Genomic DNA, 25822 nt, shown 5'->3' on the forward strand with positions numbered 1-25822 from the left:
AACACTGACGGCCTGGCCTAAGCAGGCTCCCGGTGGCGAGTGGGCTTGTCCCGCGATCGAGGCCGCAGGACTCGCCTGGTAATAAAGCTCGTTAAACCAACACGCCAGCGGCGGATGCGTAAAGTCGACAACCGACCGATTACAACCCGCCGCTAGCCTGAAACCCGACCCCAAGCACCGTCAACACCGACAACGGCAGCACCAAGGTATCGAGCAACACACTGCCCACCAGATCGACCCCCGGATAGCTCGGCGCCGCTGCCCCGAATCGATCCTCGGCGCAACACCCGCCCTGAAGGGCATACCAGTCCAGACGCGTCCCGGAGTAAACGATCGGCGCCCCCGGCTTGGCCGCGTCCAGCGTCCTCACCGTGGCGCATCCCTCCAGCAGGGCCACCACCAGCAGCCCCGCCGACAGGCGTTTCACTCGTCCGCCCCAAGATGATGCTCGCCCCAGCGCGGCAACATGTCCTGCGGGATGTCCATGAGATTGAGGATCCTCGCCACGACGAAATCGATAAGGTCATCGAGCGTCTGCGGCTGATGATAGAAGCCTGGCGCCGCGGGCAGGATGACGGCGCCCATCCGTGACAGCTTGAGCATGTTCTCCAGGTGAATGGTCGACAGGGGCGCCTCGCGCGGCACCAGGATCAACTGACGACGCTCCTTGAGCGTCACATCGGCGGCACGCTCGATGAGGTTGTTGCAGGCGCCCGTGGCGATGGCCGACAAGGTGCCCGTGGAACAGGGCACCACCACCATCGCCGCCGGAGCGCCGGACCCGGAAGCCACGGGCGACATCCAGTCCTCCTTGCCGTATACCCGGATCTGCCCGGCCGCCGCGCCGGTGTATTCGGTCAGAAAGGCCTGCATCGCCTGGGGCTTGGGCGGCAATATCACGTCGGTTTCGGTGGACATCACCAACTGCGCGGCCTTGGAGATGAGGAAATGCACCTCGCGGTCTTCCCGTACCAGGCAGTCGAGCAGTCGCAGCCCATATTGCGCTCCGGAGGCCCCGGTCATCGCCAGGGTAATACGCTCGGGCCCGCTCACTTCAGGGCCTCGGCCAGCTTGCCGTGCAGGCCGCCAAAGCCGCCGTTGCTCATGATCACCACCTGGGTACCGGGCCGAGCCTGGCCCTTGATGCGCTCGATGATGGCTTCGAGGCTGTCAGCCACGACTGCGGGCACCTTGCACTGGGCTGCCGTGCCCGCCAGATCCCAACCCAGGTTAGGCGGGGCATACCAGATCACCTGGTCGGCAGCGCCGACGCTCTCCGGCAGGCCATCACGGTGAGCGCCCAGCTTCATGGAGTTGGAGCGTGGCTCGATCACGGCGATGACCGGTGCCTCGCCCACTCGCTTGCGCAGGCCGTCGAGGGTAGTGGCGATCGCGGTCGGATGGTGGGCAAAGTCGTCGTAGATGGTCACGCCCTGTACTTCGGCGACCTTCTCCATCCTGCGCTTGACGCTCTTGAAGGCGCTGAGCGCCGCGATGCCCATGGACGGCACCACGCCCACATGACGCGCGGCAGCCAGAGTCGCCAGGGCATTGGCCACATTATGCTGGCCGGTCAGTTCCCACTCGACCTTACCCTGTACCTGACCCTCGAAGCTGACTTCGAAACGCGAGCCGTCGGCGCTCAACAAACGAACCTGCCACTGGCCGCCTTCTCCGGTGGTCTGCACTGGAGTCCAGCAGCCCATTCCAATCACCCGTTCCAAGGCCTGTTCAGTGGTGGGATGAATCACCAGGCCTTCGCTGGGAATCGTCCGCACCAAGTGATGGAACTGCCGCTCGATGGCCGCCAGGTCAGGGAAGATGTCCGCATGGTCGAACTCAAGGTTGTTGAGGATCGCGGTACGCGGGCGGTAGTGGACGAACTTGGAGCGCTTGTCGAAGAACGCGCTGTCGTATTCGTCGGCCTCGACCACGAAGAACGGCGTCCCGCCCAAGCGGGCCGAGACCGCAAAGTTCTGCGGCACGCCGCCGATCAGGAAGCCCGGACTCATGCCGGCTTGCTCCAGAACCCAGGCCAGCATGCTGCTCGTGGTGGTCTTGCCGTGCGTGCCGGCCACGGCCAGGACCCAGCGCCCCTGCAAGACATGATCGGCCAGCCACTGAGGACCGGAGACATAAGGCAGACCCTGGTTGAGCACATGCTCGACGGCCGGATTACCCCGAGACAAGGCATTGCCAATCACCACCAGATCCGGCGCGGGATCGAGTTGTGCCGCGTCGTAGCCCTGGGTCAGTTCGATGCCCTGAGCCTCGAGTTGAGTGCTCATCGGCGGGTAGACATTGGCATCGGAACCGGTGACCCGATGGCCCAGCTCTTTGGCCAGTACCGCCAGCGAACCCATGAAAGTGCCGCAAATACCGAGAATGTGAATGTGCATGATCGACCTCGCAAAACGTCGAGGCAGGGTAGCCCAGGGCGAGGGAAATCGCACCCGCTGTTTCGCTCAGCGGGCGCGACCGATACCGTGCTTGCGCAGTTTTCGATACAAGGTATTGCGGCTGATCCCCAAGTGGCTGGCGACGTGGGTCATGTGCCAGCATTTCTCTTCGAGCACAGCGAGCAAGGCGCTACGTTCGGCGCTGTCCAAAGGTCGCCGCTGCGAACGGACCGAGGGCATCACCCACGTCGGCGGAGCTGCGGTACTCATCGCTGCAGCGGTGTCGCGCGATGCGGTCTCTGCGCCACCTTCACGCCTTATCATCGCTGGCAGATCGCGCATTTCTATACGACCGCTGTCGCACAGCGCCACCAGCGTGCGCAGGACATTGCGCAGCTGGCGCACGTTGCCGGGCCAGGCAAATGCCAGCAGTCGGACGCGCGCCGAGGTCTCGATCTTCACGACCTGCCCCTGCGCTGCCTCATGCAACAGGTGATCGAGCAGTTGCGACCTGTCACTGCGCTCGCGCACCGCGGGCAAGGCGACCTCCAGGCCATTGAGCCGGTAATAGAGGTCCTCGCGGAAGCTGCCCTGCTCGACGCGCTCCAGCAGATCGCGGTGCGTGGCACTGATGATGCGCACATCCACCCTCTGCGGTTCGCCTCCGATGGGTACTACCTGACGCTCTTCCAGCACCCGTAGCAACCGAGTCTGCAACACCAGTGGCATGTCCCCGATCTCATCGAGCAACAAGGTGCCGCCATCGGCCTGGAGCAGCTTGCCGCGCATGCCTTCCTTGCGGGCGCCCGTGAAGCTGCCGCCGCGATAGCCGAACAGTTCGCTTTCGATGAGGCTTTCAGGGATCGACGCACAGTTGATCGCCACGAACGGTTTATGTCGGCGCAGGCTTGCCTGGTGCACGGCCAGGGCGAATGCCTCCTTGCCACAACCGGTCTCGCCCCTGAGCAACAGTGGCACGTCGCGCTCGAAGACCCGCACGGCGCGACGGAAGTCATCCTGTAATGCAGGATCGAGCATGCACAGGCCGGGTGTCGTCTCCACCCGCTGGTCACGCAGAGTCGCGGGTCCTGGCCATACCCGCTGACGCGCCTGGCCTCGCAGGCTGGCGAAGACCTGACGGCCATCCCGGATACGCAACGGCCAGACCGCGCTACCTTGAGGCGTCGCGCGACCGAACAGTTCGTCATGGCCGCAGTTGAAGAACATGTCCATCGGCTTGCCAAGCAAGCCCTCGCGGATAACCCCCAGCAGGTTGAGCGCGCTCTGGTTGACCGCGCTGATCCGACCTTCGCCATCGAACGCCAGCAGACCCTCGCTGAACAGGCCCACGGACTCGGCCTGCAAGTGGAAGCGCAGCAACCACTGATGTTCGAAATGGCGGAGGAAATAACAGCTCTCGATCATCTTTGCCGAGAGGTTGACCAGCGCCATGGTGTGGAATTGGCTTTGGCGCGAGACATCTACCCGCGCCGATGACACGTCGAGAACGGCCAGGAGCTCGCCCTGAGGGTCGAACACCGGGCTGGCCGAGCAGGTCAGGCCGGTGTGGCGGCCACGAAAATGCTCATCCTGATGAATCGTGAGGGCCTGGCGCTCGACCAGGCAAGTGCCGATGCCATTGGTCCCTTCGCGGGCCTCGCTCCAGTCCGCTCCCAGCCACAGGCCGGCGCGCTCGAAGGTGCGACGCTCGGTGGGTGCCGTCAAACAATCGAGGATCACCCCGCGGGCATCGGTCAGCAATACCGCATGGCCCGCGCCGCTCAACTGTTGGTGCAGGCTGTGCATTTCAGGGCCGGCGATCTGCAAGACCTGCCGCAGCCGCTCACGGCTTTCCAGCAAGCGCCCGTGTTCGAGGACTACCGGCGCGTCGCCATGCAAGGGATCGAGGTGATGATCCTCCAGGCAACGCAACCAGGAGCGGGCGATGGACGGGTCGCAGCCTGGCCCGTCGGCCTGACCTTGGGTAACGGTAAAGACCTGCCGGGCATGGCGGCGGAGGTGATTGTTCTGCATTTCTTGTTGTGCTCCGCAGACGAGAGTACGTCCAGCATCCCCCACCCTTGGCGGCTTTGCAATGAATCGCAACGTCCAAGCCAAGCTGTGTGTCGGAAAAGGCACAAAGTGTCATCGGGGCTGTGCCACGGTTGTCACAAGCGCTTGCCGCCGTACCCGCGCAGGCCATGCAAGTCATTGATTCGCCTAGACCCCAAAGCAGTGGCCCGAGGATTGCTCTACGCTTTTATCCTCCCCGATAAACATAACAGCCAGGAGACACATCATGCGTTACGCACATCCCGGTACCGAAGGCGCGAAGGTTTCCTTCAAGACCCGTTACGGCAACTATATCGGTGGTGAGTTCGTGCCTCCGGTGAAGGAACAGTATTTCACCAACACCTCGCCAGTGGATGGCCAACCCATCGCCGAATTCCCCCGCTCCACCGCCGAAGACATCGACAAGGCCCTCGACGCCGCCCATGCCGCGGCCGATGCCTGGGGCCGTACCTCGGTACAAGATCGCTCCAACGTTCTGCTGAGAATCGCCGACCGCATCGAGCAGAATCTCGAAGTCCTGGCCATCACCGAGACCTGGGACAACGGCAAGCCGATTCGCGAGACCCTCAACGCCGACATTCCCCTCGCCGTCGATCATTTCCGCTACTTCGCCGGTTGCATCCGCGCCCAGGAAGGCGGCGCCGCCGAGATCAACGAAACCACCGTGGCCTACCACATCCACGAGCCGCTGGGCGTGGTCGGCCAGATCATTCCGTGGAACTTCCCTCTGCTGATGGCCGCCTGGAAACTGGCTCCGGCACTGGCGGCGGGCAACTGCGTGGTACTCAAGCCAGCCGAGCAGACGCCGCTGGGCATCAGCGTCCTGATGGAGCTGATCGGCGACCTGCTGCCGCCTGGCGTGCTCAACGTGGTGCAAGGCTACGGCCGCGAGGCCGGCGAGGCGCTGGCCACCAGCAAGCGCATCGCCAAGATCGCCTTTACCGGCTCGACGCCGGTCGGCTCGCACATCATGAAATGCGCCGCCGAGAACATCATCCCCTCCACCGTCGAACTGGGCGGCAAGTCGCCGAACATCTACTTCGAAGACATCATGCAGGCCGAACCGACCTTCATCGAAAAAGCCGCCGAGGGCCTGGTGCTGGCGTTCTTCAACCAGGGCGAAGTCTGCACCTGCCCATCGCGGGCGCTGGTGCAGGAGTCCATCTACCCGCAATTCATGGAAGCGGTGATGAAGAAGGTCGAGCAGATCAAGCGCGGCGACCCGCTGGACACCGACACCATGGTCGGCGCGCAGGCCTCGCAGCAGCAGTTCGACAAGATCCTCTCCTACCTGGACATCGCCAAGCAAGAAGGCGCCGAAGTACTGCACGGCGGCGAGGTGCAGAAACTCGAAGGCAGCCTGGCCACGGGTTACTACATCCAGCCGACCCTGCTCAAGGGCAACAACAAGATGCGGGTCTTCCAGGAAGAAATCTTCGGCCCGGTGGTCAGCGTCACCACGTTCAAGGACGAAGCCGAAGCCCTGGCCATCGCCAACGACACCGAGTTCGGCCTCGGCGCCGGTGTCTGGACCCGCGACATCAACCGCGCTTACCGCATGGGCCGCGGCATCAAGGCTGGCCGTGTCTGGACCAACTGCTACCACCTGTATCCGGCCCACGCCGCGTTCGGTGGCTACAAGAAGTCCGGCGTCGGCCGCGAAACCCACAAGATGATGCTTGACCATTACCAGCAGACCAAGAACCTGCTGGTGAGCTACGACATCAACCCGCTGGGCTTCTTCTAAGCCGTGGAGCAGAGCGGTTCGGTCCCACGAACCGCTCTGGCTCGCTTTCTGCAAGACGATCACCACAGGCCGGTGTCCTCGCCGGTGAAAACGAAAAGAACAGGTGAACCTATGCCAAGCGATCATCCCGGCAACGCGCCGGCAGGCTCTTCCGTAGATTTCGAAAAGGTCGGCTCGGAGTACTTCCAACAACGCGAACTGAAAAAAGGCGCAGCAGGGTGGGTACTGCTGGTCGGTCTGGGCGTGGCCTACGTGATTTCCGGCGATTACGCCGGCTGGAACTTCGGCCTGGCGCAAGGCGGCTGGGGCGGGATGTTCCTGGCTACCCTGCTGATGGCCACCATGTACCTGTGCATGTGCTTCTCACTGGCCGAGCTGTCCTCGATGATCCCCACCGCGGGCGGTGGCTATGGCTTTGCCCGTAGCGCGTTCGGGCCTTGGGGCGGTTTCCTCACCGGTACCGCAATCCTCATCGAGTACGCCATCGCGCCCGCGGCCATCGCCGTGTTCATCGGTGCCTATTGCGAGTCGCTGTTCGGCATCGGCGGTTGGGTGATCTACCTGGCGTTCTACATCGTGTTCATCGGCATTCACATCTTCGGCGTCGGCGAAGCGCTCAAGCTGATGTTCATCATCACCGCCGTGGCGGCCATTGCCCTAGGTGTGTTTCTGGTAGCCATGGTGCCCCATTTTGATGCTAACAACCTCTTCGACATCGCCCAGACCGATGCCGCAGGCGCCAGCCGTTTCCTGCCGTTCGGTTATGTCGGCGTATGGGCGGCGATTCCCTATGCCATCTGGTTCTTCCTCGCCGTCGAAGGTGTGCCGCTGGCTGCCGAAGAAACCAAGAACCCGCGTCGCGACCTGCCGCGCGGCCTGATCGGTGCCATGCTGGTGCTGCTCAGCTTCGCCCTGCTGATCCTGGTGATCGGCCCGGGCGGCGCGGGCTCCGAAGCCCTCAAGGCGTCCGGCAATCCCCTGGTCGAGGCCTTGGCCAAGGCCTACGGTGGCTCGACCTGGATGGGCAGCTTCGTCAACCTGGTGGGTCTGGCGGGGCTGATCGCCAGCTTCTTCTCGATCATCTACGCCTACTCTCGGCAGATCTTCGCCTTGTCGCGCGCGGGCTACCTGCCGCGCAAGCTGTCCGAGACCAACAAGAGCAAGGCGCCGGTGCTGGCCCTGATCATCCCGGGCGTGATCGGCTTCGTCCTGTCGCTGACCGGCCAGGGCGACCTGCTGATCCTTGTCGCGGTATTCGGAGCTACCCTGTCCTATGTACTGATGATGGCCGCGCACATCACCCTGCGCATCCGCCGTCCGAAGATGGAACGCCCTTACCGTACGCCAGGCGGCATCCTCACCTCCGGCATCGCCTTGGTGCTCGCGTGCATCGCGGTGGTCGCAGGCTTCCTGGTCGATCCACGAGTGGTGATCGGTGCGGCCGTGATCTATGCGGTATTCGTTGCCTACTTTGCGTTCTACAGTCGGCACCATCTGGTCGCGGGGACACCTGAAGAGGAGTTCGCCGCGATCCAGAAGGCCGAAGAAGCGCTGCATTGATCGCTGACCTGCGCCGCGGATCACACCCGCGGCGCTCTGGAGAATCCGTATGGCAAGTTTCGTACACACGGTAGGCAATCAGGTCTACCGCTTCGACAGCCTCAAGGAGGTCATGGCCAAGGCCAGCCCGGCGCGTTCCGGGGACTTCCTCGCCGGCGTGGCGGCCAGCAGCGACGGCGAGCGGGTCGCCGCGCAGATGGCCCTGGCCGACATCCCGCTCAGCCACTTTCTCAGTGAAGCCTTGATTCCGTACGAGGAAGACGAGGTGACTCGGCTGATCATCGACAGCCATGATGCCCAGGCCTTCGCGCCAGTCGGCCACCTGACGGTCGGCGGCTTGCGCGACTGGCTTCTGGGCGACGAAGCCGACGAACACAGCCTGCGCGCCCTGGCACCGGGGCTCACACCGGAGATGGCGGCGGCCGTCTCGAAGATCATGCGTGTCCAGGACCTGGTCCTGGTGGCGCAGAAGATCCGCGTGATCACGCGCTTTCGCGGCACCATGGGCCTGCGCGGTCGCCTGTCGACCCGCCTGCAGCCCAACCATCCCACCGACGAGCCCGCGGGGATCGCCGCCAGCATTCTCGACGGCCTGCTGCTCGGCAACGGCGATGCCATGATCGGCATCAACCCGGCCACCGACAGCACCTCGTCGATCTGCGAGCTGTTGAAGATGCTCGACGCGATCATCCAGCGCTACGAGATCCCCACCCAGGCTTGCGTGCTGACCCACGTCACCACCTCCATCGAGGCGATCAACCGAGGCGTGCCGCTGGACCTGGTGTTCCAGTCGATCGCCGGGACCGAGGCGGCCAACGCGGGGTTCGGCATCAACCTCGAGGTGCTGCGCGAAGGCTACGAAGCCGGCCTGAGCCTCAACCGTGGCACTCTGGGGCAGAATCTGATGTATTTCGAGACCGGTCAGGGCAGCGCGCTGTCCGCCGATGCCCACCACGGCGTCGACCAGCAGACCTGCGAAAGCCGCGCCTATGCCGTGGCCCGCCATTTCAAGCCGTTCCTGGTCAACACCGTGGTCGGCTTCATCGGCCCCGAATACCTCTACAACGGCAAGCAGATCATCCGTGCCGGGCTTGAGGACCATTTCTGCGGCAAGCTGCTCGGTGTCCCCATGGGCTGCGATATCTGCTACACCAACCACGCGGAGGCCGATCAGGACGACATGGACACTCTGTTGACCCTGCTGGGCGTGGCCGGCATCAACTTCATCATGGGCATCCCCGGCTCGGACGACATCATGCTCAACTACCAGACCACGTCGTTCCATGATGCGCTGTATGCGCGCCAGACCCTTGGCCTCAAGCCTGGGCCCGAGTTCGAGGCCTGGCTGGCGCGCACCGGGATCTTCACCCAGGCGGATGGTCGCGTACGCTTCGGTGACAACCTGCCGCCGGCATTTCGTCAGGCCTTGGCGCAACTGGCGTAGGAGAATTCCATGGACAATCGCACCCCGAGCACGGACAGCCCTTGGCTGGCCCTGCGCACCCTCACCCCGGCACGCATCGCCTTGGGGCGGGCCGGCACCAGCCTGCCGACCGGCGCGCAACTGGATTTCCAGTTCGCCCACGCCCAGGCTCGCGATGCCGTGCACCTGCCTTTCGACCATGCCGCCTTGAGCAGCGAACTGGCCGAGCGCAAGCGTGACAGCCTGCTGTTACGCAGCGCCGCCAGTGACCGCGACCAGTACCTGCAACGCCCCGACCTAGGCCGGCGGCTGCACGAAGAGTCTGCCCAGGCATTACGTGACCACGCCCAAGCCAATCCGGGTGGGATGGACGTGGCAATCGTCATCGCCGATGGGTTATCGGCACTCGCCGTTCATCGTCACGCGCTGCCATTCCTCGCTCGCCTTGAAGAGCAGTCGGCCAGCGATGGCTGGCGCTTCGCGCCTGTCGCGCTGGTGGAGCAGGGTCGGGTTGCCGTGGCCGACGAGATCGGTCAATTGCTCGGCGCACGCATGACGGTAATGCTGATCGGCGAACGTCCCGGGTTGAGCTCACCCGACAGCCTGGGGGTCTATTTCACCTATGGGCCTCGAGTCGGGCTTACCGATGCCTATCGCAACTGTATTTCCAACGTGCGCCTGGAAGGCTTGAGCTACGGCATGGCTGCCCATCGCTTGCTTTACCTGATGCGCGAGGCCTGTCGGCGGCAGCTGTCGGGGGTCAAGCTGAAGGATGAAGCTGGGATCCAGACACTCGAGGAGGAGGATTCGAACGGTAGAGGTGGGAACTTCCTACTTGGAGAGCGGTAAAATCTGTAGTCATCGGCGGATCGCCTGTCCAGCCTGCACGGCAGCCTTCGGACGAAGCTGCTGGCGATCCGCTGCTTCCCCATGGACCCTGAGGGCCGCTCATGCGCATTATCAAGGCAACCCTGGAACACCTCGACCTGCTGACCCCGCTGTTCGTCAAATACCGCGAATTCTATGGGCAACTGCCCTACCCCGACACCTCGCGCAGCTTTCTGGAGAAACGCCTCAAGCGAGACGAGTCGGTGATCTACCTGGCACTTCCCGACGATGACAACGGCAAGTTGCTGGGCTTCTGCCAGCTCTACCCGAGTTTCTCTTCGCTGTCACTCAAGCGGGTCTGGATCCTCAACGACATCTACGTCGCCGAAGACTCGCGCCGCATGCTGGTGGCCGACAACCTGATGCGCCAGGCCAAGAAGATGGCCAAGCAAACCAATGCCGTGCGCTTGCGGGTGTCCACCAGCAGCAACAACGAGGTGGCCATGAAGACCTACGAATCCATGGGTTTCAAGGAAGATACCGAATTCAGGAACTACATCTTGCCGATCAATGGGGATTAAGTAATACCGTCATTGAGGGGCTTTCCCTGCGCTCTGAATCACCCGCTTCATCCCTGACTGGCCCGTTCAGGGCCTTGCCCTGCCCCTTGGAAATCCGCCGCTACAATCTCCGCGGGCACAATCCTGTCTTCGCCGTATAATGCCCCTCTGCCATGTGTGATTTTTTACCCAACTGCGGTAATCATGCCTACGCCCTTGGCATCGTCCGTCATCGCGTGCCCGTTGCTGCGGGACAAGAACTCAGGTGCTGTACATGGATTTCAACCCGCTGGATCTCATCCTGCATCTCGATGCCTACCTCGACCTGCTGGTCAACAACTACGGCCCCTGGATCTACGCCATTCTCTTTACCGTGATCTTCTGTGAGACCGGCCTTGTGGTCATGCCCTTCCTGCCGGGTGATTCGTTGCTGTTCATCGCTGGCGCCGTGGCAGCCGGGGGTGGCATGGACCCAGTACTGCTCGGTGGCTTGCTGATGGCCGCGGCCATCCTTGGCGACAGCACCAACTATGTCATCGGCAGGACCGCGGGAGAGCGCCTGTTCAGCAATCCCAACTCGAAGATATTCCGCCGCGACTACTTGAAGCAGACGCACGATTTCTACGAAAAGCATGGTGGCAAGACCGTCACGCTGGCGCGTTTCCTGCCGATCCTGCGGACCTTCGCGCCCTTCGTCGCCGGGATCGCGCACATGCATTACCCGCGCTTCCTGGGTTTCAGCGTGGCCGGTTCGGTGCTCTGGGTCGGTAGCCTGGTCACCTTGGGCTACTTCTTCGGCAATGTGCCCTTTATCAAGCAGCATCTGTCGCTGATGATCGTCGCGATCATCCTGATCTCGCTGGTGCCGATGATCATCGGCCTGGTTCGCGGTCGCATGGGCGGTCCGGCCAAGGCGCACTGATCGCCGCCATGTGGTCCCTGCGCGCCTGGCGGCGCCAGCGCACGCTGGCGAAGTACACCATCGATCCACGGCAATGGCAGGCGGTTCGTGAACGCCTGCCGATCCTCGATGGCCTGGACGAAGACGAAGACCGCTGGTTGCGCGAGGCCAGTGTGCTGTTCCTGCATGACAAGCACCTGACCACCCTCCCCGGCGTCGAGCTGGACGACGAACAACGACTGTTCCTCGCTGCCCAGGCGCAACTGCCGCTGCTGCACCTGGGCGACCTCAACTGGTACCAGGGTTTTCACGAGCTGATCCTTTATCCCGACGACTTCGTCAGCCCCCAGCGCTACCGCGACGGCAGCGGCATCGAACATACGTGGGACGGCGAGCACAGCGGCGAGGCCTGGCTACAGGGGCCGGTCATCCTCGCCTGGCCGGGCGTGCAGTCCGGCGGAGGCTGGGAAGCCTACAACCTGGTCATCCATGAACTGGCGCACAAGCTCGACATGCTCAACGGCGACGCCAACGGCCTGCCGCCCTTGCATCACGACATGCACGTCGGCGATTGGGCCGCGGCCATGCAAGAGGCCTTCGACGACCTCAATCGACAACTGGACGCCGCACTCGAGCAAGGCGTCGAAGCCGATACCGCCATCGATCCTTACGCCGCCGAGCACCCCGCGGAATTCTTCGCCGTCACCAGCGAGTATTTCTTCAGCGGGCCGGACCTGCTGCATGCCGCCTATCCCGCGGTCTATCGGCAATTGAGCCTGTTCTATCGCCAGGACCCGCTGGCGCGCCTGACCCGCTTGCAGGCAGAACACCCGGGCTATTGCCAATCCCAGGCATGACGCGGCCAGGCCTGTGCCCAGGCGTGGCAAGCCTTGCAGGAATATGCCTATAATCGCGACCAATTTTTCTGGTCAAACATGGGGGCAATGCCCAATGAGCTACAGCAAGATTCCGGCTGGCAAAGACCTGCCGAACGACATCTACGTCGCCATCGAGATCCCGGCCAACCACGCCCCGATCAAATACGAAATCGACAAGGACAGCGACACGCTGTTCGTTGACCGTTTCATGGCTACCCCAATGTTCTACCCAGCCAACTACGGCTTCATCCCCAACACCCTGGCCGACGACGGTGATCCGCTCGACGTGCTGGTCGTGACCCCGTATCCGGTCGCCCCAGGTTCGGTCATCCGCGCCCGTCCAGTCGGCGTGCTCAACATGACCGACGATGGCGGCGGCGATGCCAAGATCCTGGCCGTGCCGCACGACAAGCTGAGCCAGCTGTACGTCGACGTCAAGGAATACACCGACCTGCCACCGTTGCTGCTGGAGCAGATCAAGCACTTCTTCGAGAACTACAAGGACCTCGAGAAAGGCAAGTGGGTCAAGATCGAAGGCTGGGAAGGCGCAGACGCCGCCCGTGCCGCGATCACCAAGTCGGTCGCTGCCTACAAGGGCTGAGATTGAGTTGATGCGAAAAGCCCTGCCTTGGCAGGGCTTTTTTGTGGGTGTAATGCCGTCGATGGGCTATGGGCTAATGCTGGTCAGTCAAGGAAAAGTCATCAAATTTCGTTGGCTGGCATTCTGTTTAACTTCCGAGCTCTTCGGTGACACTGCTGGCCTATCGCGGGACAAGCCCGCTCGCCACAGGGAACACCACACACCGGTGGCGAGCGGGCTTGTCCCGCGATAGGCCAGCAGTGTCACTGGAAACTCCAGACGCCGAAGGCTAAGCGACAGCATTTGAACCGACTGCTTTCCCTCCACTGACTGGCATCAGGCTATGGCCTTGCTAAACCAGCCTGCTCAGAGAAGATCAAGCTCGAACACAGCTTCAGATTTTCCTTATTCCTTGTAGTCCATTCCCCAAACATACTTTTGCGGCTTTCGAGCCATTGCAGTGCTGTCGATACGGACCTAGTCTCGCCGGGCCGTTGCTGTCTGGACGACCGGGCGTGCAAGCCCGTTTGCATACAGTACGCAGTGCCCTGGCTTCCCGCTTATCATCGGAAAGCCGTTTCAGGGTGGCTGTGCGTAGGAGACCTTCGGGTCTGCCGGGTCCTGTATCCTCGGTCTTGCACACCTGCGCACAGCTGTCACCACTTCGTGTGCAAGCGGAGGCTGGTAGCGCTTTCTAGCGATACAGGAGCTTTCGATCATGCTGAAAATTGTCCCTGATTCACCTCTTTCCCTTTCAGATACATCTTCTTTCCCCAACCTCCCCATACCCCTATGAAGCAGCTGAAAACCAGCGGAGTCGGCTATTTTGGTCAAGGCGTCGGCGAAGGCATGGAAGACCCGTTATTCGGAGTCCTCCCAGGACACGATGCAGCGTACGCATTGGAGCAGGCGGCAATGCTCATGAGGTGCGTATGCAAGCTAACCCGGAATGCCGAAATCGAACATGACGCAACGCTCATCCTGGGGCGCACTACCTGAGCGGGGTGGCCAAGGCGCTGGTCGACTGTCGCACGGCCTGCTGACGGGGCCTGTGCGCTAGAGCCATCGCAGCACGCCGATATCGTTAGGAGGCAAAGGCAGATGAAATAGCCTGCCTCCAAACTCTCCTATCGCGTCCTAGGAAATTTCCGCCATAACTCATAAATTCCTACAAAAAGCCAAACCACGCGTTCATTTTCAGCGTTTCTCCGAGTCGCTAGACTGGATTCATGAAAACCTCTGGTGACCGCCTCAAGCTACTCCTCCAGGAGTGCAACCTGACCGCCTCCGACTTTGCCGCCCAGCAGCAGGTCACTCCTCAGCACGTCAACAACTGGTTCAGGCGCGGCGTACCGCTGGCCCGTCTCGACGAGATCGCCGGTCTTCTGAGCGTACCTCCTCGCTGGTTGCGCAGCGGCGAAGGCCCCAAGCACTATCCTCCGGTCCGTCGCCATGCTCCACGCACATTGCGCCTGAACCCGGAGACCAGCGGCCCGAGTGACCTGGCCGCCGATTATGGCGACATGACGCGACTGCCATTTTGCAAAGTCAGGGGCGGACATCTACGCACGGTACGCGACCGATACCTGCAATTGCCCCAGCGTGCCCTGGATGCGCTCGGCGTCGCAACAAACGATGCCCTGTGCGTCGGCATGCCCGGCTTCAACATGGCTCCCCTTCTCCCCTATGGCACTACCTTGGCCATCGACCGCAGCATGACCCGCGTCGTCGAAGGCGAGGCCTATGCCCTGCTGCACAACGGCGCTTTGCGAATTCATTACCTCAGCCACGGCGCTGGCGGTACGCTGTGCCTGCATAGCCACGATGCACAGGGGCACCCGGACGAAAGCTACAGCCGGGCGGCCTGCAAGGCGGAGCGATTGCATGTCATTGGATGGGTGTTCTGGTGGTCGCATTTGCGACCGACGAGGCCGGACTGAGCCATTGGCAGGGAATTTTTGCTGGGCAAGACGAGCATCGCCTTGTATCCTGGCGCCCACATTTCGCCCCTACCGGCTCAGCCGTGTTACAGCGGGCTGGCGACGGCCGATTGGGCTGTACGCCATCTTTGGCCTCCTTGGCCGATCAACGATTGCAGGCGGTTGCGGTTTACCAAAAATTAACCAAGACCGTCCACGAGAAGCCGGCCACAAGCCGGCTTTTTAATGCCTGGCTCTCTACTGAACCACCTGACTCACCTTGAGGACCCGGTATGCATCGTGGTGATGGATACCGATGCCGCCCAGTCCAATCTGCCAGTAGAGCAACACTAGCTCACGATTCACCGCCAGCGCGGCGCGCTGCTGAGCGTCATGGATGCGACCTTTGAGGTCGGCCAGCCAATCACCATAGCCCTGTAATGGCAAGCTCAGGCTGACAGGGGTGTCGCTCATACCTTTTCCCTCGTGGCATCTTCGGCGCGGTCTTCGCTGCTTTTGCAGCCATCTTGGTGAAGCTGGATCAACAATCAGATACAGCTTTCGGCAAGCGTATTGCTATTCACCCCTTCACACAAACCACCTGCCGCAACGTATGCACCACCTCCACCAACTCCCGCTGCGCCTGCATCACCGCGTCGATGTCCTTGTACGCCATGGGAATCTCGTCGATCACATCCTTGTCCTTGCGACATTCCACATGCGCGGTCGCACGCCGCTGATCTTCCACCGTGAAGCGGCTCTTGGCCTTGGTCCGGCTCATGGTGCGTCCAGCCCCATGACTGCATGAGCAGAACGCTTCTTCGTTCCCTAACCCCCGAACGATAAAGCTCTTGGCCCCCATCGAGCCTGGAATGATGCCCAGCTCCCCCTTCTGCGCCGACACCGCCCCTTTGCGGGTCACCAGCACTTCACGGCCAAAATGCTGCTCTCGCTGCACATAGTTGTGATGACAGTTGACCGCCTCGAGACTCGCCTCGAACCGGGTCCCCAGCACCGTACGTGCCGCCGCGACCACCGCGTGCATCATCAGCTCGCGATTGTGCCGGGCGAAATCCTGGGCCCATTCGACGGCTTCGACGTAGTCGTCAAAGTGTCGGCTGCCTTCCTTGAAATACGCCAGGTCCTTGTCCGGCAGGTTGGCCAGGTGCTGGCGCATGTCGGCCTGGGCGAGCTCGATGAACAGGTTGCCGATGGCATTGCCCACGCCGCGCGAGCCGCTGTGGAGCATGAACCAGACGCGGTCGGCTTCGTCCAGGCAGACTTCGATGAAGTGGTTGCCGCCGCCAAGCGTGCCGAGGTGGTGGCGGTTGTTGGTCTTCTCCAGCCGGGGATACTTGTCGGTGATGGCCTTGAAGCGGCTGGACAGGGCGCGCCAGGCATGGTCGGCGTGGCCAGGGACGCGGTCCCAGGCGCCTTGGTCGCGCTTGCCGAAGGTCTTGCCGTGGGGCACGGCCTGTTCGATGGCGTGGCGCAGGCCATGGAGGTTGTCGGGCAGGTCGCGGGCGTGCAGTGAGGTACGGGCAGCGATCATGCCGCAACCGATGTCGACGCCGACTGCGGCCGGGATGATCGCGCCGACGGTGGGGATCACGCTGCCGATGGTCGAGCCCTTGCCCAAGTGCACGTCGGGCATGACGGCCAGGTGCTTGAAGATGAAGGGCATCCTGGCGGTGTTCATCAACTGCTGGCGAGCCTCGGCTTCGACGGGTACGCCGTCGGTCCAGGCCTTGATCGGCTTGCCGCCGACGACTTCGAGAATGTTCATGGTGGTGCCCCCGCTGCTTGCTTGAAGACCATCATACTCCGCCGGACTACGCCGAAGGTCTGGGTCGGACGGCTTGCCATCGGGGTGGCGCCGTGCGGTATGCTTGCCCGGTCTTCAGGGCGGGGTGAAAGTCCCCACCGGCGGTAAATCGAAAGATGAGCCCGCGAGCGCCTTGGCTTTTGGCCGGGGGTCAGCAGATCTGGTGAGATTCCAGGGCCGACGGTCATAGTCCGGATGAAAGAAGGCGTCAGGCAGGGGCCATTCGGTGCCTCTGCGCGCGCGTTTTGTTCGCCCCGAGACGTTCATCGATCATTCACGAGGAGCGTTTCATGTCCCCTTCGCATTACCAGCGGTTCCCCCGTATCGCGGCAGCCATCGCCGCATTCCAGGCCGGCAAGCCGGTGTTGTTGCTCGACGATGACGATCGCGAGGACGAAGCCGATATCATCGCCGCCGCCGAGAACCTTTCCCTTCAGACCATGGCCATGATGATCCGCGACTGCAGCGGCATCGTTTGCCTGTGCCTGGACGAAGCCACGGTCGATGCCTTGCAGCTGGCGCCGATGGTGAAGGACAACCAGGCGCGTCACGGCACCGGCTTCACGGTCACGATCGAGGCCGCCGAGGGTGTCAGTACCGGTGTCTCGGCGCAGGACCGCATCACCACGATCGAGGCCGCCTTGCGCTCCACTGCCGAGCAACGGCATATCGTCAGCCCTGGACACGTCTTCCCATTGCGCGCACGCGATGGTGGCGTGCTGACGCGTCGCGGCCACACCGAAGGGTCGGTGGACCTGGCGCGCCTGGCGGGCTTGCGTCCGGCCGCAGTGCTCTGCGAGCTGATGAACCCCGATGGCAGCATGGCCCGCGGCGAGCAGGTGGCGGTGTATGCCCGCGAGTACAATCTGCCGATGCTGACCATCGATGAGCTGGCCCGTTACCGGACAGCCGTTCTGGAAGAACGGGCGATGCCGGCCTGAGGATGGACGCGGGGGATCGGTGCGACGCTGTCAACCCCCGCGGTCACTCGATTGCAGAGCGCTTGAAAGGCTCACAGCGGTATTCATTCGAGTGGATTTCAAGCCATGCGACGAATGAATACCGCTGGCAATTTGATCCCCCCGTCCCGCTCTGCTAGTGTCGCGCGGTTAATACCGCCACCGAGACAGCTGCCATGGCCCGTAAAAAAGCGTCGATCGATTTCGAGCAATCCCTCGCTGACCTGCAAGTCCTGGTCGAGCGCCTGGAGAACGGCGAGCTGTCGCTGGAAGACTCGCTGGCCGCCTTCGAACAAGGCATCAGCCTGACCCGTGACTGCCAGGGCGCGCTGGCCCAGGCCGAGCAGAAAGTGCAGATCCTGCTGGAGCGCGATGGCGAGCTGGCCGCCGAGCCCTTCGACGCGGATCCGGCGGCATGATCGCGACCTACCAGGCCGACTGCCAGGCGCGCGTCGATGCGGCGCTCGAAGCCTTGTTCGTGGCACCGTCCACGGAACTGCAACGCCTCTATGCGGCCATGCGCTACAGCGTGATGAACGGCGGCAAGCGTGTTCGTCCACTGTTGGCCTATGCCGCCTGCCAAGCTCTGGGCGCGCCTGCAGAACAAGCGAACGGCGCGGCCTGCGCGGTCGAACTGATCCATGCCTATTCGCTGGTCCACGACGACCTGCCGGCCATGGATGACGACGACCTGCGTCGTGGCCAGCCGACCACGCACAAGGCATTCGACGAGGCCAGTGCCATCCTGGCCGGCGACGGTTTGCAGAGCCTGGCTTTCAGCGCCCTGCTCGACCCCGGCTTGAGCCCCTTGGCGGATACCATCCGTCTGGACATGGTACGGACCCTGGCACAAGCGGCGGGCCCGGCGGGGATGGTCGGTGGCCAGGCCATCGACCTGGGCTCGGTCGGCATGCAGCTTGACCAGCAGGCGCTGGAATACATGCACCGGCACAAGACCGGCGCCCTGATCGAAGCCAGCGTGCGCCTGGGCGCCCTGGCCAGCGCGCGCGCGGACCTGAACAAGCTCGACGCCCTGCAGACCTACGCCCAAGCCATCGGCCTCGCGTTCCAGGTACAGGACGATATTCTCGATATCGAAAGCGACACGGCCACACTCGGCAAGCGCCAGGGCGCCGACATCGCCCGTGACAAGCCGACCTATCCTGCCCTGCTCGGCCTGCAAGCCGCCAAGGCCTATGCCTTGGAACTGCGCGACCAGGCGCTGGTCGCACTGGAAGGCTTTGGTGAAAATGCCGAGCCCTTGCGGGCACTGGCACGCTACATCGTCGAGCGGCGGCACTGAGCGGGTAATCGACTCTTCGCTCGCTCGCGTCAAGCCCGCTTGTTGAAGGTCGATACTGTTCTGGGTGAAGTCATCAAGGGTGTTTTAGCGTAGATCGGCCGATGTTTCGGCCGGACATGAAGGGGCCCGAACAGCCGCACCGCCACCCTTGATGCAACGTGTAATCCTTACCGGCCAAATGGGCAGTCTCCTACACAATGGGGTAAACTGCCGCGTCCCTAAACCTATAACGACTCGCCTGATGCCCACGACGTTTCAAGAGATCCCCCGCGAACGCCCGGTCACGCCGCTGCTGGACCGCGCCGATACGCCCGCCGGCTTGCGCCGGTTGGCCGAAGCCGACCTGGAGACCCTGGCCGACGAGTTGCGCCAGGAGCTGCTGTATACCGTTGGCCAGAGTGGCGGGCATTTCGGTGCCGGCCTGGGCGTCATCGAGCTGACGATTGCATTGCATTACGTCTTCGACACACCGGATGACCGCCTGGTGTGGGACGTCGGCCATCAGGCGTATCCGCACAAGATCCTCACCGGTCGCCGCCAGCGCATGCACACCTTGCGGCAAAAGGACGGCGTGGCCGCCTTCCCGCGTCGTAGCGAAAGCGAATTCGACACCTTTGGCGTAGGTCACTCCAGCACTTCGATCAGCGCCGCGCTGGGCATGGCCATTGCCGCCCGCTTGCAGCACAACGCGCGCAAGTCGATCGCGGTCATCGGCGACGGCGCGCTGACGGCAGGCATGGCCTTCGAGGCGTTGAATCACGCCCAGGAAGTCAACGCCGACATGCTGGTGATCCTCAACGACAACGACATGTCGATCTCGCGCAACGTCGGTGGCCTGTCCAACTACCTGGCCAAGATCCTCTCCAGCCGTACCTACGCCAGCATGCGCGAAGGCAGCAAGAAGGTGCTGTCGCGTCTGCCCGGCGCGTGGGAAATCGCTCGGCGCACCGAGGAATACGCCAAGGGCATGCTCGTGCCTGGCACGCTGTTCGAGGAATTGGGCTGGAACTACATAGGCCCGATCGACGGCCATGACCTGCCGACACTGATTGCCACCCTGCGCAACATGCGTGACCTCAAGGGGCCGCAGTTCCTGCACGTGGTGACCAAGAAGGGCAAGGGTTTCGCGCCTGCAGAACTCGACCCGATCGGCTATCACGCCATCACCAAGCTCGAGCCGGCGGACAAGCCCGCGGCGCCCAAGCAAGCGAGCGGCCCGAAGTATTCCGCCGTGTTCGGTAAATGGCTCTGCGACATGGCTGCCGCCGACCAGCGCCTGGTGGGCATCACCCCGGCGATGAAGGAAGGCTCGGACCTGGTCGAGTTCAGCGAGCGCTACCCCGCGCGCTATTTCGACGTCGCCATCGCCGAGCAGCACGCCGTGACCTTCGCCGCCGGCATGGCCTGTGAAGGCGCCAAACCGGTGGTCGCGATCTATTCCACCTTCCTGCAGCGCGCTTACGATCAGTTGATCCATGACGTCGCGGTGCAGAATCTCGATGTACTGTTCGCCATCGACCGTGCGGGCCTTGTCGGCGAGGACGGACCGACCCATGCGGGCAGCTTCGATCTGTCGTATCTGCGCTGCATCCCCGGCATGCTGGTGATGACGCCGAGCGACGAGAACGAGCTGCGCAAGATGCTCAGCACGGGGCACCTGTACAACGGCCCTGCGGCGGTCCGTTATCCGCGCGGCAACGGTCCGAACGCTCTGATCGATGCCGATCTCGAGCCCTTGGAGATCGGCAAGGGCGTGATACGCCGCCAGGGCAGCAAGATCGCCCTGCTGGTATTCGGCGTGCAGTTGGCAGAAGCGATGCAGGTAGCCGAGCGACTGGATGCGACCGTGGTCGACATGCGTTTCGTCAAACCGTTGGACGAGGCCTTGGTGCTGGGACTGGCGGCCGACCACGAGCTGCTGGTGACCATCGAGGAAAACGCCATCATGGGTGGCGCAGGCGCCGCGGTGGGCGAATACCTGTCGCGCCAGGCCGTGGTCAAGCCGCTGCTGCACCTGGGTCTGCCGGATATCTATGTCGAGCACGCCAAGCCTGCCCAAATGCTGGCCGAATGCGGCCTGGATGCCGCGGGAATCGAGGCGGCGGTAAGCGCCCGGATGCAATTGCTCGGCCTCTGATATCCATACGCTGTCGAATTGATGGGCCGCTATGCGGCCCATTGCGTTTGCCTCACGCCCGGCTTGCTCTGAAAGCAACGGAAACGCCCCATGAAGTTCTTGCCTTTCGCCACTGCCCTGCTCTGCCTGCCCGGTACGCTCCTGGCGGCACCCGCCGAACGTGAAGACGCTCTCAAGCTGCCCGACGTACTGATCAGTGCCAGCCGCCAGGTCGAATCACGTGGCACGACCAGCACCGCCAATACCGTCTTCACCCGCGACGATATCGATCGCCTTCAGCCGAGCAGCCTCACCGACCTGCTGACCCGCGTGCCTGGGGTACAAGTGGCACCCACCGGCGGCCGAATCAGCCTGCCGGGTATCTTCATCCGCGGAACCAAGGCAGCCCAAAGCCTGGTCCTGGTCGATGGCGTGCGCATCGCCAATGCCACATCCGGTGACAGTGGTCTGCAATTCCTGAATGTCGACCAGATCGAGCGGGTCGAAGTGCTGCGCGGCTCGCGCTCCGCGCTCTATGGTAGCGACGCGATCGGCGGGGTCATTCAGATTTTCACTCGCCGCAGCACGGGCGATGGCCTGCAGCCGCGGCTACGCCTGGCCATGGGCAGCCAGCAGACCTGGCAGCGCAGCCTGGGTTTGTCAGGGGATGATGGCCAGACACGCTTCAATCTCGGCGCCAGCCTGGATGAAACCGCTGGCATCGACTCGACCGGGCCATCTTTCGCCAGCGACGGTGATCACGATGCGTACCGCAACAAGTCCTTCAATCTCAGCGTGAGTCATCGGTTCGATCGCTTCGAAGCGGGCATCAACCTGCTCGACAGTCGCGGGCGCAGTGAATACGACAATCCCTTCGGCCGTTTCGACCCGATCACCTTCGACAGCTTCGGGCAGGAACCCTATACCGATTTCACCGTAAGCAGCCTGGGCACTTTCCTTGATGCACAGCTCAGCGATTCATGGCATTCACGCCTGGAGCTGAGCCACGGCGAGAATCGTGACCGCAAGCGCGACAAGCTCAGCGACGACGGCAGCGTATTCAATACCTACCGTGACCAGCTCACCTGGCAGAACGACCTCGCACTGTCCGAGCGCCATAGTCTCCTGGTCGGCGCGGACGCTTACCAGGACCGCGTGCACGGCAGCACCGACTTCGACGAGGACAGTCGCTGGAACCGCGCCGCGTTCATTCAGCACCGTTTCGTCGGTGAACGCTTCTCGACGGAGCTTGGCGTGCGCCGCGATCAGAATCAGCAGTTCGGTGGCCAGACTACCTGGAGCGGCAGCCTGACCGTGCCGGTGAACGCCAATAACGACGTGCTGTTGTCCTACAGCGAAGGTTTTCGCGCCCCGACGTTCAATGACCTGTATTACCCACTCTTCAGCAACCCGGACCTGGACCCGGAGCGCTCGAAAAGCTACGAGGTGCAGTGGCGTAGCCAGTTGGCGCAGAACAGTCGGCTCGAGGCCTCTGTCTACCGCACCGATTTGCGAGACGCGATCATCTTCGGCGAAGGCTCCATCCCTCGTAATGTGGCCTCGGCGCGTATCGAAGGCTTCGAGCTGGCGCTGCATCAGGAACTGTTCGGGTGGCAGGGGCAAGTGGGACTTGCGCTGATCGATCCTCGTGACAGAGACAGCGGCCACACCCTTGCTCGGCGCGCCAGACGCACGTTCAGCATGGATCTGGACCGTCAGTTCGAGCAGTTCAGCCTAGGTGGCAGCTGGCAAGCGGTGAGTAGCAGCTATGACGATGAGACCAATCGCAACCGCCTTGGCGGCTATGGGCTTCTGGGCCTGCGCGGCGCGTGGGCCGCTACCCCGCAACTCAGACTGGAGCTGAAGCTGGATAACCTGCTGGACAAGGATTACAGCCGCGCCTTGTACAGTTACGCAGGTGACAGCCAACGCTATCAGGAAGAAGGCCGGATCTGGCTGCTCGCGCTTACCTGGACGCCGGAACTCTAGCGTCAAGCAGCTCGCACAAGCGCGCAGTCGCTTCGATCATTTGCCCACTGGGCCGCTCCAGCCCCTTGTCAGGTACTACCAGCAAATGTCCGTTGGCGACGGCGTCGAGCTGCGGCCATGTTTTCCAGCTCTCGAGTTGAGCTTGATCGCTGGCCAGAATGACCTGCGGATTCCGTAGCAGCACCGTTTCCAGGCTCACTTGTGGTGCTGGCTGTTCGAGGTCGTCGAATACGTTCCTGGCACCGCAGACACGTAGGGCATCACTCACGAACTGACGACCGCCGAGGGTATACAGAGGCTTGTCCCACACCTGATAAAACACCTGCAATGGCTGTTCGCGGTGATAACGGTGGCGCAGCTCGTTCAAGCGCTCACGCAAGGCCTGGGCATACTCGAGCGCCTGCTGTTCGCGATCCAGACGTCTACCTATGGCTGCTATCTGCTCGATCAACTGGTCCAGGTCACGGGGCTCGGCGCTGTAGATAGGGATGCCAAGGCGCTTGAGCTGATTTCGTTGCGCCGGAGCCACACTACCTGGCCAAAGCAACAGCAGGTCCGGACGCAGGCTGAGCAGGTATTCGATGTTCAGTTGGCCATGCTGCCCTACCGACGGTAATGCGCGTATCTGCGACGGCCGCTCGCCACCATCGAGTACACCGACCAGCAAGTCGCCTGCCTGCAGCTCCAGCACGATCTCGGTCATCGACGGTGCCAGGCTGATGACCCGTGGCGCGGCGCCGACGACGGCGCTGCAGAGCATGGCGAGCAACAGGAGCAGAGGACGCATCAGCCTAGCTGGCGGGGTATTCGATAGAGGTAAAGCAGCACCACGGTGGAAATGGCGAGCAGGATCTGCGCGACCGCCTCCAGACCGACCAGTACGGCGAGCGCCGCGGTCCAGGCGGGAAAACACGCGAACAGCAGGGCCATGCGTCGGACACGGGCCAGCTCGATCCAGGCCGCAGGCTCTTGCGACGTATCGATTGCCTTGGAAGTGGCGATCAACGCGCGCTTGTAAGCGCCAAAACGCGGCAGGCTGAGAAACATGGTCGATACCCCGCCGATGAACAGCGGTATGGCCAACACGGGGATCAACGATTGACGGCCACCGAATGCCCAAGCCATCACTGGCAAAGGTACCAGCCCTACCGCCAGGTATTGCCACCAGGCCAGCGACAGACGTCGCTTCACCTCGCCGCGGGTCACGCCTGTGGCACCTCGCCCTGGTGCTCGCTGCCCATCATGTGGCCAAGCTTGCCGGCCTTGGTCGCCAGGTAATGGCTATTGTGCGGGTTATGCCCGGTGTGCAACGGCACGCGCTCGGCCACTGCGATCCCCATGCCGGTCAGCGCCTTGACCTTGCGCGGGTTGTTGGTCATCAGGCGAAGGGCCTTGACGCCCAGGTGATCGAGCATCGGCTGGCACATGCCGTATTCACGCTGGTCAGCGGCAAAGCCCAGGCGCTCGTTGGCCTCGACGGTGTCGGCACCACCATCTTGCAGCTCGTAGGCCCGAATCTTGTTCAGCAGGCCGATACCGCGGCCTTCCTGACGCAAGTACAGCAGCACGCCCCGGCCCTCTCGAGCGATGGCCTGCAAGGCGGCTTCAAGCTGAGAGCCGCAGTCACAGCGCTGGCTGAACAAGGCATCGCCGGTCAGGCATTCCGAGTGCAGGCGCCCGAGCACCGGCTCACCATTGCCGACATCACCCAGGCTGAGCACAACGTGCTCGCGGCCGGTGGCTTCGTCGAGGAAGCCATGCATGGTGAAGGTCGCAAAGGGAGTAGGCAGTTTCGAGGCGGCGACAAAGACGACGGGCACGTTGTGCTCCTAGGTAACTTAAAATTTTACGTGGGCCGATTGTATCAGCAGGTCGACAAGCGTGCGCAGGATGAATGTCGTGCGCGGATGTCGAAAAGTTCGATATTCAGGCATCAAAGCAGGCTGAATCGGATGAAGCCGCGCGCAAGTACTTGCTACCAGCCTCGGCAGGATGAGCCAGGCAGGTGCCCTTCATTGTGGCTGACTTGTCACGCTAAACGGATAGGGTTGCTTCCAACGGTCGAAAATCGGCTTGAGTTCGCCGCTGCGGACCAGTGTCGCCATGCGCTGGTCAAACAGATCACGTAGCGCCTGACTACCTGTGCCACGACCGAAGGCAAGGTACAGCGGCAGCTCGACAACGTGGGTCATGCGAAAACGTTGGGGATCCGTCGCCTGTTCGAAGACGTAGTCGACTTCTGTCTGCGCGTCGATATAGAAATCCACGCGATTATGCTCGAGCATGGACAGGATACCTTCGCGTCTCTGGATTTCTCGGTAATGCTGGACGTTTGGCAGGTAGCTCTTGAACTCATAGCCACGCACCCAGGCGAGCCGGTACTGCCCGACCGTGGAGAAAGTAGGCAAAGGCTTGTCGGCCAGGCCCAGTGCGTAGATGTGGTCCATGTCGAAATGCCAGCAGGGGTAGAGATTGCTGGAGTTCTCTTCCTTGTAGGAACCGACCCAGGCATCCGCTTCCCCACGCTTGACCAGGCCGATGGCGCGGATATAAGGCGCGCTCTGGGTCCGCATGACAACACCGGCGGGCTCGAACACCTTGCGCAGTACGTCCCAGGCGAGCCCGGTGCCGTCAGCGTTGGTGTAGTCGATCCATTCCTCACTGACCAGGCGGATCTGGCTGGGCGTGGTTTCGGCAGCTGTAACACTCCCTGCGAACAGCAGCAACACCGCCAGCAACACATTCCTTGTGGCCATCCACCC

Annotated in this window: 23 protein-coding genes, 1 pseudogene and 1 riboswitch; of the genes and pseudogenes, 14 read left to right on the forward strand and 10 right to left on the reverse strand. The window is 62.6% G+C overall.

The annotated features are described in order from the left end of the window. Positions 1–139: 139 nt before the first annotated feature. The 4 genes from G7009_RS15065 to G7009_RS15080 all read right to left on the reverse strand — a co-directional run bounded on the left by G7009_RS15065 (position 140) and on the right by G7009_RS15080 (position 4433). Positions 140–427: a YceK/YidQ family lipoprotein gene (locus G7009_RS15065; RefSeq protein WP_181130871.1), complete on the reverse strand. Its 288-nt coding sequence runs from the start codon at positions 425–427 to the stop codon at positions 140–142. Continuing rightward, entirely contained in the window at positions 424–1053 is a 630-nt protein-coding gene (gene ubiX, locus G7009_RS15070) for a flavin prenyltransferase UbiX (protein WP_181130872.1), read from the reverse strand. The genes G7009_RS15065 and ubiX overlap by 4 nt, the downstream gene beginning before the upstream one ends. Further along, entirely contained in the window at positions 1050–2399 is a 1350-nt protein-coding gene (mpl, locus tag G7009_RS15075) for a UDP-N-acetylmuramate:L-alanyl-gamma-D-glutamyl-meso-diaminopimelate ligase (RefSeq protein WP_181130873.1), read from the reverse strand. Before mpl ends, ubiX begins: the two co-directional genes overlap by 4 nt. 66 nt (positions 2400–2465) lie before the next feature. Then, positions 2466–4433 (reverse strand): sigma-54-dependent Fis family transcriptional regulator, encoded by a 1968-nt coding sequence (locus G7009_RS15080; RefSeq protein ID WP_181130874.1) that lies wholly within the window; start codon positions 4431–4433, stop codon positions 2466–2468. A gap of 265 nt (positions 4434–4698) precedes the next feature. Here G7009_RS15080 and exaC point away from each other — a divergent pair, with 265 nt between their 5' ends. The 9 genes from exaC to G7009_RS15125 all read left to right on the forward strand — a co-directional run bounded on the left by exaC (position 4699) and on the right by G7009_RS15125 (position 14889). Next, positions 4699–6219, forward strand: coding sequence for an acetaldehyde dehydrogenase ExaC (exaC, locus tag G7009_RS15085; RefSeq protein ID WP_181130875.1), 1521 nt, complete (start codon positions 4699–4701; stop codon positions 6217–6219). 111 nt (positions 6220–6330) lie between these two features. After that, on the forward strand, positions 6331–7779 hold the full coding sequence (gene eat, locus G7009_RS15090) for an ethanolamine permease (protein WP_181130876.1): 1449 nt from the start codon (positions 6331–6333) through the stop codon (positions 7777–7779). 49 nt (positions 7780–7828) lie between these two features. Next, a complete protein-coding gene (locus G7009_RS15095) occupies positions 7829–9223 on the forward strand; it encodes an ethanolamine ammonia-lyase subunit EutB (RefSeq protein WP_181130877.1) in 1395 nt (464 codons plus the stop codon). 9 nt (positions 9224–9232) lie between these two features. Beyond that, positions 9233–10051: an ethanolamine ammonia-lyase subunit EutC gene (gene eutC / locus G7009_RS15100; RefSeq protein ID WP_181130878.1), complete on the forward strand. Its 819-nt coding sequence runs from the start codon at positions 9233–9235 to the stop codon at positions 10049–10051. Between the two features lie 101 nt (positions 10052–10152). Beyond that, positions 10153–10611, forward strand: coding sequence for a GNAT family N-acetyltransferase (locus G7009_RS15105; RefSeq protein ID WP_181130879.1), 459 nt, complete (start codon positions 10153–10155; stop codon positions 10609–10611). A 253-nt stretch (positions 10612–10864) separates the two neighbouring features. After that, positions 10865–11512 carry a DedA family protein gene (locus G7009_RS15110; RefSeq protein ID WP_181130880.1) on the forward strand — a complete coding sequence of 216 codons (648 nt, stop codon included), beginning with the start codon at positions 10865–10867 and terminating at the stop codon, positions 11510–11512. A gap of 8 nt (positions 11513–11520) precedes the next feature. Beyond that, entirely contained in the window at positions 11521–12348 is an 828-nt protein-coding gene (locus tag G7009_RS15115) for a M90 family metallopeptidase (protein ID WP_181130881.1), read from the forward strand. Positions 12349–12442: 94 nt separating this feature from the next. Beyond that, positions 12443–12970 carry an inorganic diphosphatase gene (gene ppa / locus G7009_RS15120; RefSeq protein WP_181130882.1) on the forward strand — a complete coding sequence of 176 codons (528 nt, stop codon included), beginning with the start codon at positions 12443–12445 and terminating at the stop codon, positions 12968–12970. A 1208-nt stretch (positions 12971–14178) separates the two neighbouring features. Next, the gene (locus tag G7009_RS15125; RefSeq protein WP_181130883.1) at positions 14179–14889 is read left to right on the forward strand and encodes a LexA family transcriptional regulator; all 711 of its coding nucleotides are present in this window, start codon (positions 14179–14181) and stop codon (positions 14887–14889) included. Positions 14890–15195: 306 nt separating this feature from the next. On the opposite strand, the pseudogene G7009_RS15130 reads toward G7009_RS15125, so the two are convergent. Continuing rightward, positions 15196–15342, reverse strand: a pseudogene (locus G7009_RS15130) (PDDEXK nuclease domain-containing protein); the annotation flags it as partial. Between the two features lie 106 nt (positions 15343–15448). Continuing rightward, on the reverse strand, positions 15449–16654 hold the full coding sequence (locus G7009_RS15135) for an RtcB family protein (protein ID WP_181130885.1): 1206 nt from the start codon (positions 16652–16654) through the stop codon (positions 15449–15451). A 106-nt stretch (positions 16655–16760) separates the two neighbouring features. Further along, positions 16761–16904: riboswitch (FMN riboswitch) on the forward strand. A gap of 79 nt (positions 16905–16983) precedes the next feature. On the opposite strand from G7009_RS15135, the gene ribB reads away from it, so the two are divergent. The 5 genes from ribB (at position 16984) to G7009_RS15160 (ending at position 23060) form a co-directional block, all read left to right on the forward strand. Next, positions 16984–17634, forward strand: a complete 651-nt coding sequence (gene ribB, locus G7009_RS15140) for a 3,4-dihydroxy-2-butanone-4-phosphate synthase (RefSeq protein ID WP_181130886.1) — start codon at positions 16984–16986, stop codon at positions 17632–17634. 194 nt (positions 17635–17828) lie between these two features. Then, positions 17829–18071, forward strand: coding sequence for an exodeoxyribonuclease VII small subunit (locus tag G7009_RS15145; RefSeq protein ID WP_181130887.1), 243 nt, complete (start codon positions 17829–17831; stop codon positions 18069–18071). Beyond that, positions 18068–18955: a (2E,6E)-farnesyl diphosphate synthase gene (gene ispA / locus G7009_RS15150; protein WP_181130888.1), complete on the forward strand. Its 888-nt coding sequence runs from the start codon at positions 18068–18070 to the stop codon at positions 18953–18955. The genes G7009_RS15145 and ispA overlap by 4 nt, the downstream gene beginning before the upstream one ends. Positions 18956–19196: 241 nt before the next feature. Continuing rightward, on the forward strand, positions 19197–21092 hold the full coding sequence (gene dxs / locus G7009_RS15155) for a 1-deoxy-D-xylulose-5-phosphate synthase (RefSeq protein WP_181130889.1): 1896 nt from the start codon (positions 19197–19199) through the stop codon (positions 21090–21092). 90 nt (positions 21093–21182) lie between these two features. Continuing rightward, the gene (locus tag G7009_RS15160) at positions 21183–23060 is read left to right on the forward strand and encodes a TonB-dependent receptor domain-containing protein (RefSeq protein WP_181130890.1); all 1878 of its coding nucleotides are present in this window, start codon (positions 21183–21185) and stop codon (positions 23058–23060) included. Here the strand turns inward: G7009_RS15160 and G7009_RS15165 are convergent. The 4 genes from G7009_RS15165 to G7009_RS15180 all read right to left on the reverse strand — a co-directional run bounded on the left by G7009_RS15165 (position 23038) and on the right by G7009_RS15180 (position 25816). Then, positions 23038–23847: a cobalamin-binding protein gene (locus G7009_RS15165; protein ID WP_181130891.1), complete on the reverse strand. Its 810-nt coding sequence runs from the start codon at positions 23845–23847 to the stop codon at positions 23038–23040. The genes G7009_RS15160 and G7009_RS15165 overlap by 23 nt on opposite strands. Further along, the gene (locus tag G7009_RS15170) at positions 23847–24266 is read right to left on the reverse strand and encodes an MFS transporter (RefSeq protein ID WP_181130892.1); all 420 of its coding nucleotides are present in this window, start codon (positions 24264–24266) and stop codon (positions 23847–23849) included. Before G7009_RS15170 ends, G7009_RS15165 begins: the two co-directional genes overlap by 1 nt. Next, a complete protein-coding gene (gene ribA / locus G7009_RS15175) occupies positions 24263–24880 on the reverse strand; it encodes a GTP cyclohydrolase II (RefSeq protein ID WP_181130893.1) in 618 nt (205 codons plus the stop codon). Before ribA ends, G7009_RS15170 begins: the two co-directional genes overlap by 4 nt. Positions 24881–25072: 192 nt before the next feature. Next, positions 25073–25816: a substrate-binding periplasmic protein gene (locus G7009_RS15180; protein WP_181130894.1), complete on the reverse strand. Its 744-nt coding sequence runs from the start codon at positions 25814–25816 to the stop codon at positions 25073–25075. Positions 25817–25822: the final 6 nt, after the last annotated feature.

This window comes from Pseudomonas capeferrum, assembly GCF_013523055.1.
Classification (GTDB): Bacteria; Pseudomonadota; Gammaproteobacteria; order Pseudomonadales; family Pseudomonadaceae; genus Aquipseudomonas; species Aquipseudomonas capeferrum_A.

What these genes read in the sequence shown, in the direction of transcription:
- dxs (WP_181130889.1), top strand. Translation starts at nt 19,197, where the DNA reads ATGCCCACGACGTTTCAAGAGATCCCCCGCGAACGCCCGGTCACGCCG.
- G7009_RS15135 (WP_181130885.1), bottom strand. Translation starts at nt 16,654, where the DNA reads ATGAACATTCTCGAAGTCGTCGGCGGCAAGCCGATCAAGGCCTGGACC.
- G7009_RS15080 (WP_181130874.1), bottom strand. Translation starts at nt 4,433, where the DNA reads ATGCAGAACAATCACCTCCGCCGCCATGCCCGGCAGGTCTTTACCGTT.
- eutC (WP_181130878.1), top strand. Translation starts at nt 9,233, where the DNA reads ATGGACAATCGCACCCCGAGCACGGACAGCCCTTGGCTGGCCCTGCGC.
- ispA (WP_181130888.1), top strand. Translation starts at nt 18,068, where the DNA reads ATGATCGCGACCTACCAGGCCGACTGCCAGGCGCGCGTCGATGCGGCG.
- G7009_RS15165 (WP_181130891.1), bottom strand. Translation starts at nt 23,847, where the DNA reads ATGCGTCCTCTGCTCCTGTTGCTCGCCATGCTCTGCAGCGCCGTCGTC.
- ppa (WP_181130882.1), top strand. Translation starts at nt 12,443, where the DNA reads ATGAGCTACAGCAAGATTCCGGCTGGCAAAGACCTGCCGAACGACATC.
- eat (WP_181130876.1), top strand. Translation starts at nt 6,331, where the DNA reads ATGCCAAGCGATCATCCCGGCAACGCGCCGGCAGGCTCTTCCGTAGAT.
- G7009_RS15095 (WP_181130877.1), top strand. Translation starts at nt 7,829, where the DNA reads ATGGCAAGTTTCGTACACACGGTAGGCAATCAGGTCTACCGCTTCGAC.
- mpl (WP_181130873.1), bottom strand. Translation starts at nt 2,399, where the DNA reads ATGCACATTCACATTCTCGGTATTTGCGGCACTTTCATGGGTTCGCTG.
- G7009_RS15160 (WP_181130890.1), top strand. Translation starts at nt 21,183, where the DNA reads ATGAAGTTCTTGCCTTTCGCCACTGCCCTGCTCTGCCTGCCCGGTACG.
- G7009_RS15125 (WP_181130883.1), top strand. Translation starts at nt 14,179, where the DNA reads ATGAAAACCTCTGGTGACCGCCTCAAGCTACTCCTCCAGGAGTGCAAC.
- G7009_RS15180 (WP_181130894.1), bottom strand. Translation starts at nt 25,816, where the DNA reads ATGGCCACAAGGAATGTGTTGCTGGCGGTGTTGCTGCTGTTCGCAGGG.
- ribB (WP_181130886.1), top strand. Translation starts at nt 16,984, where the DNA reads ATGTCCCCTTCGCATTACCAGCGGTTCCCCCGTATCGCGGCAGCCATC.
- exaC (WP_181130875.1), top strand. Translation starts at nt 4,699, where the DNA reads ATGCGTTACGCACATCCCGGTACCGAAGGCGCGAAGGTTTCCTTCAAG.
- G7009_RS15105 (WP_181130879.1), top strand. Translation starts at nt 10,153, where the DNA reads ATGCGCATTATCAAGGCAACCCTGGAACACCTCGACCTGCTGACCCCG.
- G7009_RS15110 (WP_181130880.1), top strand. Translation starts at nt 10,865, where the DNA reads ATGGATTTCAACCCGCTGGATCTCATCCTGCATCTCGATGCCTACCTC.
- G7009_RS15115 (WP_181130881.1), top strand. Translation starts at nt 11,521, where the DNA reads ATGTGGTCCCTGCGCGCCTGGCGGCGCCAGCGCACGCTGGCGAAGTAC.
- G7009_RS15145 (WP_181130887.1), top strand. Translation starts at nt 17,829, where the DNA reads ATGGCCCGTAAAAAAGCGTCGATCGATTTCGAGCAATCCCTCGCTGAC.